The following is a 12,682-nucleotide window of genomic DNA, read 5'->3' on the forward strand; positions in this document are numbered from 1 at the left end:
GGCGCATCGCGCATACTGGGCGTCGCCGGCCGGTGTGCTCCCAGAGGGGGTCAATGACGGCCGCACGGGGACGAGATGGTTCACACCACACCATGGGGGCGCATTCATGCCGTTCACGCTCAGCCATGCCGCGGCGGTACTGCCGGGCATACGGAGGGACGGCACCGCACGCGGTCCGCTGCTCGCCTCCGCGCTCGTGATGGGGTCGTTCGCGCCCGACATGACGTACTTCGCGGCGACCGCCGTGCCGGAGGCGATGTTCTTCGGCGACGTCACCCACGCGCCCCTGGGCGTCCTCACCGTCGATCCGCTGATCGCCCTCGCGCTCGTGGGGCTGTGGCTGATGGTGCGTGAGCCGCTGCTCGCGCTGCTGCCCGCGCGGTGGCAGGGGCGGGTGTTCGCCTTCCTCCGCGGTCGGCCCTGGCGCGGCCGGCCGCCGCTCGCCCTCGCGCTCCTCTTCTACGCGTCGGCGGTACTGGGCGCGGCCACCCATGTGGTGTGGGACGCCTTCACCCATCTCGACCGGTGGGGGACCCGGGCGATCCCCTTCCTGAGCGAGATCGTCGCCGGTTTCCCCGTCTACCTGTACGCCCAGTACGGAGGCTCGGCGCTGGCCCTGATCGCCCTGACCTGGTTCACGACGACCGGCCTGCGCCGCTCGCCGGACACCGTGGTGCCGGGCCTGCCCCGACTGAGCCACCGCGACCGCGTCCTGGCCGCCGGACTGCTGGCGGCGTGCGTGCTGGCCGGCGTGGTCCACCGCTGTGTGCGCTGGTACGCCTACTGGGGCCGCATCGAGACGCCCCTCGACATCATCCCGACGGCCTGCTTCGGCGCGGGCGCGGGCCTGGCGGTGGGGCTGGTGCTGTACGGAGCGGCAGCGCGGTGGCTGCGCACGTCGCGGGCCCTCGCGGAGCCGGCGCCCCTGGGCGCCACCTCGCCCACGCCCCTGCGGACTCCCGACCGCCAGGGCGGATGACGGACGGGAGAGGCCGGGGTCGCAGGCCCCGGCCCCTCCCGCCCGAGGTCTAGTGCGCCGCGGACTCCCAGTCCGGGCCCACGCCCACCGAGACGTCCAGCGGAGCCCGCAGTTGGACCGCCGTCGCCATCTCGTGACGGACGATCTTCTCGACGCGCTCCCGCTCCCCCGGCACCAGCTCCAGCACGATTTCGTCGTGGACCTGGAGCAGCATCCGGGAGTTGAGGCCCGCCTCCCTCAGCGCCCGGTCGACGCCCAGCATCGCGACCTTCACGATGTCCGCGGCCGTGCCCTGGATCGGCGCGTTGAGCGCCATCCGCTCCGCGGCCTCGCGGCGCTGGCGGTTGTCGCTGTTCAGGTCGGGCAGATAGCGGCGACGGCCGAGCATCGTCTCGGTGTATCCGGTCGCGCGGGCCTCGTCCACGACCCGGCGCAGATAGTCACGGACCCCGCCGAAGCGCTCGAAGTACGTGTCCATCAGGACGCGCGCCTCGCCGGCGTCGATGTTGAGCTGCTGGGAGAGGCCGAAGGCGGAGAGGCCGTAGGCCAGGCCGTACGACATGGCCTTGATCTTGCGGCGCATCTCCGCGTCGACGGCGGAGCGCTCCACGCCGAACACCTGGGAGGCGACGGTGGTGTGCAGGTCCTCGCCGGAGGTGAACGCCTCGATCAGGCCCTCGTCCTCCGAGAGGTGTGCCATCACGCGCAGTTCGATCTGGCTGTAGTCGGCGGTCATGAGGGATTCGTACCCCTCGCCGACGACGAAGCCGTGGCGGATCGCGCGGCCCTCGTCGGTGCGGACCGGCACGTTCTGCAGGTTCGGGTCGGTGGACGACAGACGCCCCGTCGCCGCGACGGTCTGGCTGAAGGTGGTGTGGATCCTGCCGTCGGCCGCGATGGTCTTGATGAGGCCCTCGACCGTGGAGCGCAGCCGGGCCTGCTCACGGTGGCGCAGCATGATCACCGGCAGCTCGTGCTCGGTCTGCCCGGCCAGCCACGCCAGCGCGTCGGCGTCCGTCGTGTACCCGGTCTTCGTCTTCTTCGTCTTGGGGAGGTTGAGCTCCCCGAAGAGGACTTCCTGGAGCTGCTTGGGCGAGCCGAGGTTGAACTCGTGGCCCACCGAGGCGTGCGCCTCCTTGACCGCCTGCTGCACGGCGCCGGCGAACTGCTGCTCCATGGCTTCGAGATGGGCGCGGTCGGCGGCGATGCCGTGCCGCTCCATCCGGGCGAGCAGCACGGACGTGGGCAGTTCCACCTCGTGGAGCAGGTCGACCGCACCGACCTCCGCCAGCTTCTGTCCGAAGGCGTCGCCGAGGTCGAGGACGGCCCGGGCCTGCGCCATCAGCGCCTCGGCCTCGGCTGTGTCGTCCGCGCCGAAGGCGAGCTGTCCGTCGGCTGCGGCCGGGGCGAGCTCCCGGTGGAGGTACTCGACGGACAGGGCGTCCAGCGCGAAGGAGCGGCGGCCGGGCTTGACCAGGTACGCGGCGAGCGCGGTGTCCATGGTGATGCCGTCGAGGTGCCAGCCGTGCTCGGGGAAGACCCGCAGCGCGTCCTTGGCGCTGTGCACGACCTTCGGCCGGGACGGGTCGGCGGCCCAGGCGGCGAACGCCCGCTCGTCGGCCTCGTCCAGCCGGGTCGTGTCGAACCAGGCCGCCTTGCCGTCGGCGGCCGCGAGCGCGATCTCGCTGACGTTCCCGACGCCCAGGGCCCAGGCGCCGACGGTGGCCATGCCGAGCGGCTGCCCGCCGTGCTGCTCCAGCCAGGCCGCCAGCTCTCCGGCGCCCAGCACACTGCCGTCCAGCTCGACACCGGCCTCGGGAACGGGGGCCGCTTCCTCCTCCGCGCCCGGGTCCACGGCGAGCAGCCGCTCGCGAAGGCTCGGGTTGCGGATCTCCAGGACCTCCAGGAACCCCTTGAGCGCCGTCCGGTCGTAGGGCGCGCGCTCCAGGTCGGTCACGCCCTTGGGCAGCTCCACGTCACGGACCAGCTCGGTGAGGTGGCGGTTGAGCTTGACCGACTCCAGGTGGTCGCGCAGCGCCTGCCCGACCTTGCCCTTGATCTCGTCGGCGCGCTCGACCAGCTCGGCGAACGAGCCGAACTGATTGATCCACTTCGTGGCGGTCTTCTCACCGACACCGGGGATGCCGGGCAGGTTGTCGGACGGGTCGCCGCGCAGGGCGGCGAAGTCCGGGTACTGCTGCGGGGTCAGGCCGTACTTCTCCTCGACCTTCTCCGGGGTGAAGCGGGTCAGCTCGGAGACGCCCTTGGTGGGATAGAGCACGGTCACATGGTCGGAGACCAGCTGGAAGGAGTCGCGGTCGCCGGTGACGATCAGTACCTCGAACCCGGCGGCCTCGGCCTGTGTGGCGAGGGTGGCGATGACGTCGTCGGCCTCGAAGCCGTCCACCGCGAACCGCTCGGCGTTCATGGTGTCCAGCAGCTCGCCGATCAGCTCGACCTGCCCCTTGAACTCGTCCGGGGTCTTCGAACGGTTCGCCTTGTACTCGGGGAAGTCCTGGGAGCGCCATGTCTTTCGGGACACGTCGAAGGCGACGGCGAAATGCGTGGGCGCTTCGTCGCGCAGCGTGTTCGCCAGCATCGAGGCGAAGCCGTAGATGGCGTTCGTCGTCTGGCCGCTCGCGGTCGTGAAGTTCTCCGCGGGCAGCGCGAAGAACGCCCGGTACGCCAGGGAGTGCCCGTCCATGAGGAGCAGGCGCGGACGGGGGGTCTCGGTCTTCTTCGATGCTGTCTCAGCCACGGACACGATCCTGCCACGGACCACTGACATTCCCGCCCCCGGCCGCCGGGGGACGGCCGCTGTCGGTGGCCCGTGAAAGGATCGGGGGCGTACCGCACAGGACGAACGCTCAAGGGAGAGCGCGATGGCCAGCAAGCCGCCCGCAGGTGACCCGGTCCAGGACGCTCCGCAGGTCGAGGCGCCCCAGCATGCCGCCGCGGGCTTGCCCGCCGTCGCTCATACGCTCCGGATCGCGCAGCAGCAGATGGGAGTGCGTCGCACGGCGCGGACGCTGCTGAAGGTCAACCAGAAGGACGGGTTCGACTGCCCCGGCTGCGCCTGGCCCGAGGGCGACAAGCGGCATGTGGCGGAGTTCTGTGAGAACGGCGCGAAGGCGGTCGCCGAGGAGGCGACACTGCGCCGGGTCACGCCCGACTTCTTCGCAGAGCACCCGGTGGCGGACCTGGCGGCCCGCAGTGGGTACTGGCTCGGTCAGCAGGGCCGCATCACGCAGCCGATGTATCTGCCCGAGGGTGCCGAGCGGTACGAGGCGGTCACCTGGGAGCGGGCGTTCTCGATCATCGCGGAGGAGCTGACGGCCCTGGCCTCCCCCGATGAGGCGCTCTTCTACACCTCGGGACGCACGAGCAACGAGGCCGCGTTCCTCCTTCAGCTCTTCGCCCGCGAGTTCGGCACGAACAACCTGCCGGACTGTTCCAACATGTGCCACGAGTCGTCCGGTTCGGCGCTCAAGGAGACCATCGGCATCGGCAAGGGCAGTGTCTCCCTGGAGGATCTGCACCAGGCCGACCTGATCATCGTGGCCGGCCAGAATCCGGGCACGAACCACCCCCGGATGCTCTCCGCCCTGGAGAAGGCCAAGGCCGCCGGCGCGAAGATCATCTCGGTGAATCCGCTGCCCGAGGCGGGCCTGGAGAAGTTCAAGAATCCGCAGACCCCTCAGGGGCTGTTCAAGGGCGCCTCGCTCACCGATCTGTTCCTCCAGATCCGCATCGGCGGCGACCAGGCCCTGTTCCGGCTGCTCAACAAGCTGATCCTCGACACACCGGGCGCGGTGGAGGAGGAGTTCGTCCGCGAACACACCCATGGTTACGAGGAGTTCGCCGAGGCGGCCCGGGCCGCCGACTGGGACGAGACGCTGGCGGCCACCGGGCTCGACCGCGACGGGATCGAGCGGGCACTGAGCATGATCCTCGCCTCGAAGCGGACGATCGTCTGCTGGGCGATGGGCCTGACCCAGCACAAGCACTCCGTGCCGACCATCCGTGAGGTGGTCAACCTCCTCCTGCTGCGCGGCGACATCGGGCGTCCCGGCGCGGGCGTCTGCCCGGTGCGCGGGCACTCCAATGTGCAGGGCGACCGCACGATGGGGATCTTCGAGCGGCCCGCGGCCGAGTTCCTCAACGCGCTGGACAAGGAATTCGGGATCACCTCGCCGCGCCATCACGGCTTCGACGTGGTCCGTTCCATCCAGGCGCTGCGCGACGGCGAGGCGAAGGTGTTCTTCGCGATGGGCGGCAACTTCGTCGGCGCGACGCCCGACACCGAGGTGACCGAGGCGGCTATGCGCCGCGCCCGGCTCACCGTCCATGTGTCGACCAAGCTCAACCGGTCGCACGCGGTCACCGGCACGCGCGCGCTGATCCTGCCGACGCTGGGCCGCACGGACAAGGACGTACAGAAGAGCGGAAAGCAGTTCGTGACGGTCGAGGACTCGATGGGGCTGGTGCACGCCTCGCGCGGCAACCTGCCGCCGGCGAGCCCGCATCTGCTCTCCGAGCCGGCCATCGTGGCGCGGATGGCGCGCGCCGTCCTAGGGGCGGACTCGGCCACTCCGTGGGAGGAGTTCGAGAAGGACTACGCCACGATCCGGGACCGGATCGCGCGGGTCGTTCCGGGCTTCGAGGACTTCAACACCCGGATCGCGCGTCCGGGGGGCTTCGCGCTGCCGCACGCCCCGCGCGACGAGCGCCGCTTCCCCACGGCCACCGGCAAGGCCAATTTCACCGCCGCGCCGGTCGAGTACCCGGCGCTGCCCGAGGGCCGGCTGCTGCTCCAGACGCTGCGCTCGCACGACCAGTACAACACCACGATCTACGGTCTCGACGACCGGTACCGGGGCATCAAGGGCGGCCGCCGGGTCGTCCTGGTCAACCCTGAGGACGCCCGCGCACTGGGTCTGGCGGACGGCGCGTACACCGATCTGGTCAGCGAGTGGAAGGACGGCAGAGAGCGGCGCGCGCCCGGCTTCCGGGTCGTGCACTACCCGACGGCCCGCGGCTGCGCCGCCGCGTACTACCCGGAGACCAATGTGCTGGTGCCCCTGGACTCGACCGCGGACATCAGCAACACCCCCGCCAGCAAGTCCGTGGTCGTGCGTCTGGAACAATCACCGACCGCCTAAGCGTTTGCTCAGGCAGCTGACGACTGACGACGTACGAAGACGAACGGAGCCGGGCCCATGGGCGAGCAGACCGCTGTGAAGTTCCCGCAAGAGGTCATCGACGAGTACGCCTCCCTGGGCGTCGACCTGCCCGCGCTGTTCTCCGCGGGGCACCTCGGCCACCGGATGGGCGTGCAGATCGTGGAGGCCTCGGCCGAGAAGGTCGTCGGCACCATGCCCGTGGAGGGCAACACCCAGCCGTACGGACTGCTGCACGGCGGCGCCTCCGCCGTGCTCGCCGAGACGCTCGGCTCGATCGGCTCGATGCTGCACGGGGGCGTGTCCAAGATCGCCGTGGGCGTCGATCTGAACTGCACGCACCACCGCGGTGTCCGCAGCGGCCTGGTGACGGGTGTCGCCACGCCGGTCCATCGCGGCCGCTCGACCGCGACGTACGAGATCGTGATCACCGACGAGCAGGACAAGCGGGTCTGCACGGCCCGTCTGACCTGTCTGCTGCGTGACGTCGGCGCGAAGGACGCCGAGAACGTCCCGGGCGCGAAGGCCTGACCCGGCCCTCACGGGCGCGGCGGCGGCGTGACGTCGCCGCCCGCCGGCCAGGTGCGCGCGCACGCCCCAGGAGCCCCTCACGCCCCGGTGCTCGACATCCGCACCCGCACGCCCTCTTGTCGCGGGGCGGACCGTGCGGTTTCACTGGCGGTCCCCCACAGGAGAAGCCCGCCCACCACACACCAGGGGGTTCTTCCTTGACCGCCGTACGTGCCACTGCCGTAGCGACCGCGGTAACCGCCGCGGCCTGCGCCGCCGTTCTCGCCACCGCGATTCCCTCCTCGGCGATCAACTCGTACCACGCGACGCCCGCGCCCGAACGCACCGAGGTCGGCGCGCTGGTCGCCACCTGGGACAACGACGACGACCCCGCGACGCCCGACCGGGTCGATTGGGTCTGTTCCGGCACCATGATCGGCGCGGATACGTTCCTGACGGCCGCGCACTGCACGACCGACTGGCCGGCGAATGTGACGTTCTTCGTCTCGCTGGACCAGGACGTCCAGGCAGGACTCGACAAGGCGGCGGCCGAGCACCCGGGCGACCCCGACGCCGTCGCGCGGGCCGTCGCCGTCCAGGGCTCCGCTCACAGTCACCCGTCCTATCCCGGCCCCGCCTCGGACACCCACGACATCTCCGTGGTCGAGGTGCCGGCCGCCGCGATGAAGGCACGCTGGTCCTTCACCCCGGCCGCGCTCCCCCGCGCCGGGGCCCTCTCGGCGCTCGGACCGCAGGCCCTGAACGACACCTCGTTCCTCGTCGCCGGATACGGCACCCAGGAGGCCCGGCGCGGCCCCGGCGGGCACACCCATCCCGGCGGCGGGGTGCGGATGAAGGCGCCGGTCACCTTCAACTCGCTCAATGACGCGTGGATACGGCTGTCCATGACCGCGCCTCAGGGCAACGGCGGTGCCTGCTACGGCGATTCGGGCGGGCCGAACTTCGCCACACTGGGCGGCAGGCTCACCCTGGTCGCCACCACGATCACGGGTGACACTCCCTGCTATGCCACCAATGTCACGTATCGGCTGGACACTCCGGGCGCCCGCGCCTTCCTCGACCCGTTCATAGAACTGCCTTGATTTTGACGGCAGTTGTGTCACGTGGGGTGACCGCTTAGCGTGTCCCCATGGGGCATCCGGCACGCTATCCGGCCAGGATCGCCGTCCGTGCGGTCCTGGCCGGCCTCGTTCTCGCGGGGGCCGGCGGCTGTTCGGCCGGCCGGCCCGCCGAGCGCCCCGCCGCGACGACACCGGCGGACGTCTGCGCCGGCCTCGTCTCGTACTGGGTGAAAGAGGCGCTCAGGGGCAGCAAGTGGGCGGGGCTGGACTGGGAACAGAAGGGCCTGTCCAACGAGCAGCTGGTCATCCACGACGACGTCCTCGCCGAGGCGCGCGCCGTGGAGCGGGTGCGCGGGCGCGAGGCGGCGGAGGAGCTGGCCGACCGGCTCGGCCGGCGTCGCTGCGAGGCGGCGAACGGGGCCACCGGCAGCTCGGAGAACTGGCGGCCGCCGCGCGCGGCCGGCCTCGGAACACCCGGCCCTTCCGTCACGCTCCGTAACGTCCACCCCGGAGAGAGGCACGAGAGGCCCGGGGCCGACGTGTACACCAGCGATATCCGCCTTGTCCGGTATCCGGAGAGGTCACAGAACGGCCAGTCAGCACCAAGATCCGCTCAAGCCCCTTAGCGGAACTGGGCATTCTCATCATGCGGACACCGGGTTTGTGGTGTTTATGTCCTGTTTTGCACACCCCTTGCGCACCGTCTCTCCCCGTCGGCATAACAAGACAGTCACATCCTGACCTCGCCGCTCCCCGAGCCCCCCACCTGCGCTTAGAGTCACCGCCAGTCACCGCGCCGCCGGGCGCGTCTGCTGCACGGCCCTGTACGACCCCCAGTACGGCCCGGCGATCGAAACGGCACCTCAGCTACACGGCACACCTCAGCTCGAGGGGGCCGCGCCAGGGAAAGGATTCATCGTGCGACACCGTTCCTTGCTCATACTCACCACCGTGATCACCACGGGAGCACTCACTCTCACCGCCTGCGGTTCGCGCGACGACAAGGGCGGCAGCGAGAGCGGCAAGAAGGGCACCACCGTCGTCATCGGCGTCGACGCCCCGCTCACCGGTTCGCTGTCGGCACTCGGTCAGGGCATCAAGAACTCCGTGGACCTGGCGGTACAGACCGCCAACAAGAACAACGAGGTCCCGGGCGTCACCTTCAAGCTCGAGGCCCTCGACGACCAGGCCGTGCCGGCCTCCGGTCAGCAGAACGCCACCAAGCTCGTCGGCAACAAGGACGTCCTCGGCGTCGTCGGCCCGCTGAACTCCGGCGTCTCCCAGTCCATGCAGGGCGTCTTCGACAAGGCCAACCTGACCCAGGTCTCCCCGGCCAACACGAACCCGTCGCTGAGCCAGGGCGACAACTGGGGCAAGGGCGAGAAGAAGCGTCCGTTCAAGACGTACTTCCGTACCGCCACCACGGACGTCGTCCAGGGCAAGTTCGCCGCGCAGTACCTGTACAAGGACGCCAAGAAGACCAAGGTCTACGTCGTCAACGACAAGCAGACCTACGGCGCCGGCCTCGCCGCGATCTTCTCCGACGAGTTCAAGCGCCTCGGCGGCACCGTCGTCGGCACGGACAGCGTCACCGTGAAGGAGACCGACTTCTCCGGCACGGCCAACAAGATCAAGAGCTCCGGGGCGGACTCGGTCTACTTCGGTGGCCAGTACCCCGAGGGCGGCCTCCTCTCCGACCAGGTCAAGAAGGCCGGAGCGAAGATCCCCACCATGGGTGGCGACGGCATCTACGACCCGCAGTTCATCAAGGCCTCCGGCGAGGCCAACGACGGTGACCTCGCGACCTCGGTCGGCTACCCCGTCGAGAAGCTCCCGACCGCGAAGAAGTTCATCGCCGACTACAAGGCCGGCGGCTACAAGGACCCCTACGCGGCCTACGGCGGCTACTCCTACGACGCCGGATGGGCGATCATCCAGGCCGTCAAGGCGGTCGTGAACGAGAACGGCGGCAAGCTCCCCGAGGACGCCCGCGAGAAGGTCACCGCTGCCATGGCGAAGGTCTCCTTCGACGGCGTGACCGGCAAGGTCTCCTTCGACGAGTTCGGTGACACCACCAACAAGCAGCTCACCGTGTACCAGGTCAAGGCCGGCGCGTGGGCCGACGTCAAGTCCGCCACGTTCGAAGACTGATCCACCGCACCGCCCCGCACCATCTGAACCAAGCCGCGCGAGGGCGCAAACAGCGCCCTCGCGCGGTGTCATATCCGACACGCTCATCGGAGGCCCTGCGGTGAACGAACTGCCGCAACAGCTGGCCGACGGCCTTGCCCTCGGGGCCCTTTACGGCCTCATCGCCATCGGTTACACGATGGTCTACGGCATCGTCCAGCTCATCAACTTCGCCCATGGCGAGATCTTCATGATCGGTGGCTTCGGCGCCCTCTCGGCGTACACGATCCTGCCCGACGGCACGCCCCTCGTGCTGGCGATACCCGTGATGCTGATAGGCGGCGCGGTCGTCTCCGTCGCCGTCGCCACAGCCGCGGAACGCTTCGCCTACCGCCCGCTCCGGGGCGCGCCACGCCTGGCCCCGCTCATCACCGCAATCGGCCTCTCGATCGTGCTCCAGCAGCTCGTCTGGGGCTTCTACCCCGGAGCCAAGAGCCCGGTCAGCTTCCCCGAGTTCAAGGGCGATTCCTTCCAGATCCTCGACGGTCTGTCGGTCTCCCGCGCCGACGCGTTCGTGCTCGTCGCCGCCCCGGTCTGCATGCTCGCCCTCGGCTTCTTCGTCTCCAAGAGCCGCAGCGGCCGTGCCATGCAGGCCACCGCCCAGGACCCGGACACGGCCAAGCTCATGGGCATCAACACCGACCGCATCATCGTGATGGCCTTCGCCATCGGCGCGGCCTTCGCCGCAGTCGCCGCGGTCGCCGAAGGCCTCGACAAGGGCCAGATCCGCTTCGAGATGGGCTTCCTGCTCGGACTCAAGGCGTTCACCGCGGCTGTCCTCGGCGGCATCGGCAACATCTACGGCGCCATGGTCGGCGGAGTCGTCCTCGGCATCGCCGAGACCCTCTCGATCGCCTACGTCCAGGACATCCCGGGCATGGAGCAGTTCGGCGGCGGCGCCTGGAAGGACATCTGGGTCTTCTCCCTCCTCATCCTCGTGCTGCTGTTCAGGCCACAAGGCCTACTCGGCGAGCGCGTCGCGGACAGGGCGTGAGCACGATGACAACAGACCTCACCAAGACCCCCGGACCCGCCGCGGCCACCCCCTCCGCCGTCGCGAGCCTGTACCACTGGATCGTCGCCCTCGGCGGCGTCGCCACCCTCGCCAGCACCTTCCTGGCCTGGACGTACACCGACGAGTTCCCCGGCGACCTCACCGTCACCGGCTACCCGGGCGGCCTCCAGGTCCTCACCCTCGTCGCCGGCGCCCTGCTCGTGCTCTTCGCCCTGGCCGGCGCCGGGATCAAGGGCCTCGGCTGGCTCGCACCGACCGGCAGCACCAAGGCCCTGCGCCTGCTCGCCCTCGGCGCCCTCGGCACCACGTGGTACACCGTCCTCGCCATCGCGTGGGAGCTCGGCGGCCTCGCCCACCTGGAGCCCGGCGGCTTCGTCGCCTTCGTCGCGGTACTGATCCCGCTGGCCGCGTTCCAGCTCCCCGACGACTCCCGCAAGGCCCCCGCGGCCAGGGAACTCCCCTCCTGGGCCGAGATCCTGATCATCGTCGCGTCCTTCGGTGTCGGCATGTTCGTCGTCACCTACGGCATCGACACCGAGTACGCCGAGCTCTTCATCGGCTACCTGATCACCACCGGGTTCGCCGTCGCGGCGCTCTTCAAGGCCGGTCTCATCGCGCGGCTCTCGGCCTTCACGGAGAAGTACCGCAGCATCGCGGTCATCGCCGGGTTCGTCGCCGCCGCCGCGTTCCCCTTCACCCAGAGCACCGACCAGTACACCCTGGTCGCGGTCAACATCCTCATCTTCGCGACCGTCGCTCTCGGCCTGAACGTCGTCGTCGGCCTGGCCGGACTGCTCGACCTCGGGTACGTCGCCTTCCTCGGCGTCGGCGCCTACACGGCCGCCCTCGTCTCCGGATCGACCGCCTCCGCGTTCGACGTCCAGTTCCCCTTCTGGGCGTCCGTCCTCCTCGGTGCCCTGGTCTCCCTGATCTTCGGCGTCATCATCGGCGCCCCGACCCTGCGGCTGCGTGGCGACTACCTCGCCATCGTGACCCTCGGCTTCGGTGAGATCTTCCGCATCACCGTCAACAACCTCGACGGCGACAACGGCCCGGACATCACCAACGGACCCAACGGCGTCCCGAACGTGCCGGACCTCAACCTGTTCGGCTTCGACTTCGGCCAGCCCCACACCGTCCTCGGCATCGAACTGGGCTCCTACGCCAACTACTACCTGCTGATGCTGCTGGCGATGATCCTGGTCGTCGTCGTGTTCAGCCGGTCGCAGAACTCCCGCATCGGCCGTGCCTGGGTCGCCATCCGCGAGGACGAGACCGCCGCCACCGCCATGGGCATCAACGGCTTCCGCGTCAAGCTGATCGCCTTCGCCCTCGGCGCCACCCTCGCCGGTCTCGCCGGGACCGTGCAGGCACACGTACAGAGCACCGTCGTCCCGGAGATGTACCAGTTCGCCGGCCCCGTGCCCCCGAACTCCGCCTTCCTCCTCGCCGCCGTCATCCTCGGCGGCATGGGCACCATCACCGGCCCGCTGCTCGGTGCGTCCGTGCTCTACCTCATCCCGGCCAAGCTCCAGTTCCTGCAGGAATACCAGCTGCTCGGCTTCGGAATCGCGCTGATCCTGCTGATGCGCTTCCGTCCCGAGGGCCTCATCGCCAACCGTCGGGCCAAACTCGAGTTCCACGAGACCGGCCAACTCGACGTACCCACCGAAGGCCTGGGCACCGCAGCCACGGCCGGCACCACGAAGGCGGGGGCGTGACCATC

General features: G+C 69.8%; 9 protein-coding genes. 8 read left to right on the forward strand and 1 reads right to left on the reverse strand.

Translation table 11 applies throughout. The annotated features are described in order from the left end of the window. The first annotated feature begins 106 nt into the window (after positions 1 to 106). Entirely contained in the window at positions 107 to 979 is an 873-nt protein-coding gene (locus ACZ5VC_RS00990) for a DUF4184 family protein (protein ID WP_469118020.1), read from the forward strand. 49 nt (positions 980 to 1,028) lie between these two features. Here ACZ5VC_RS00990 and polA read toward each other — a convergent pair whose 3' ends face one another. Continuing rightward, positions 1,029 to 3,683, reverse strand: coding sequence for a DNA polymerase I (gene polA, locus ACZ5VC_RS00995; RefSeq protein ID WP_469118892.1), 2,655 nt, complete (start codon positions 3,681 to 3,683; stop codon positions 1,029 to 1,031). Between the two features lie 178 nt (positions 3,684 to 3,861). Between polA and ACZ5VC_RS01000 the strand changes: the two genes are divergently transcribed. The 7 genes from ACZ5VC_RS01000 to ACZ5VC_RS01030 all read left to right on the forward strand — a co-directional run bounded on the left by ACZ5VC_RS01000 (position 3,862) and on the right by ACZ5VC_RS01030 (position 12,677). Beyond that, positions 3,862 to 6,141, forward strand: a complete 2,280-nt coding sequence (locus ACZ5VC_RS01000; RefSeq protein ID WP_469118021.1) for an FdhF/YdeP family oxidoreductase — start codon at positions 3,862 to 3,864, stop codon at positions 6,139 to 6,141. A gap of 57 nt (positions 6,142 to 6,198) precedes the next feature. Further along, on the forward strand, positions 6,199 to 6,690 hold the full coding sequence (locus ACZ5VC_RS01005) for a PaaI family thioesterase (protein ID WP_469118022.1): 492 nt from the start codon (positions 6,199 to 6,201) through the stop codon (positions 6,688 to 6,690). 197 nt (positions 6,691 to 6,887) lie between these two features. Beyond that, entirely contained in the window at positions 6,888 to 7,772 is an 885-nt protein-coding gene (locus ACZ5VC_RS01010) for a trypsin-like serine protease (RefSeq protein ID WP_469118023.1), read from the forward strand. A gap of 47 nt (positions 7,773 to 7,819) precedes the next feature. Next, positions 7,820 to 8,377 (forward strand): hypothetical protein, encoded by a 558-nt coding sequence (locus tag ACZ5VC_RS01015; protein ID WP_469118024.1) that lies wholly within the window; start codon positions 7,820 to 7,822, stop codon positions 8,375 to 8,377. Between the two features lie 292 nt (positions 8,378 to 8,669). Next, positions 8,670 to 9,902 carry a branched-chain amino acid ABC transporter substrate-binding protein gene (locus ACZ5VC_RS01020; RefSeq protein WP_469118025.1) on the forward strand — a complete coding sequence of 411 codons (1,233 nt, stop codon included), beginning with the start codon at positions 8,670 to 8,672 and terminating at the stop codon, positions 9,900 to 9,902. 100 nt (positions 9,903 to 10,002) lie between these two features. Next, positions 10,003 to 10,935 (forward strand): branched-chain amino acid ABC transporter permease, encoded by a 933-nt coding sequence (locus tag ACZ5VC_RS01025; RefSeq protein ID WP_469118026.1) that lies wholly within the window; start codon positions 10,003 to 10,005, stop codon positions 10,933 to 10,935. A 5-nt stretch (positions 10,936 to 10,940) separates the two neighbouring features. Beyond that, entirely contained in the window at positions 10,941 to 12,677 is a 1,737-nt protein-coding gene (locus tag ACZ5VC_RS01030; RefSeq protein WP_469118893.1) for a branched-chain amino acid ABC transporter permease, read from the forward strand. Positions 12,678 to 12,682 lie beyond the last annotated feature (5 nt).

The organism is Streptomyces sp. NPDC033174 (assembly GCF_055577795.1).

Coding starts and splice junctions, on each gene's coding strand:
- ACZ5VC_RS01030 (WP_469118893.1), top strand. CDS start 10,941: ATGACAACAGACCTCACCAAGACCCCCGGACCCGCCGCGGCCACCCCC.
- ACZ5VC_RS00990 (WP_469118020.1), top strand. CDS start 107: ATGCCGTTCACGCTCAGCCATGCCGCGGCGGTACTGCCGGGCATACGG.
- ACZ5VC_RS01000 (WP_469118021.1), top strand. CDS start 3,862: ATGGCCAGCAAGCCGCCCGCAGGTGACCCGGTCCAGGACGCTCCGCAG.
- ACZ5VC_RS01015 (WP_469118024.1), top strand. CDS start 7,820: ATGGGGCATCCGGCACGCTATCCGGCCAGGATCGCCGTCCGTGCGGTC.
- polA (WP_469118892.1), bottom strand. CDS start 3,683: ATGGACGGGCACTCCCTGGCGTACCGGGCGTTCTTCGCGCTGCCCGCG.
- ACZ5VC_RS01005 (WP_469118022.1), top strand. CDS start 6,199: ATGGGCGAGCAGACCGCTGTGAAGTTCCCGCAAGAGGTCATCGACGAG.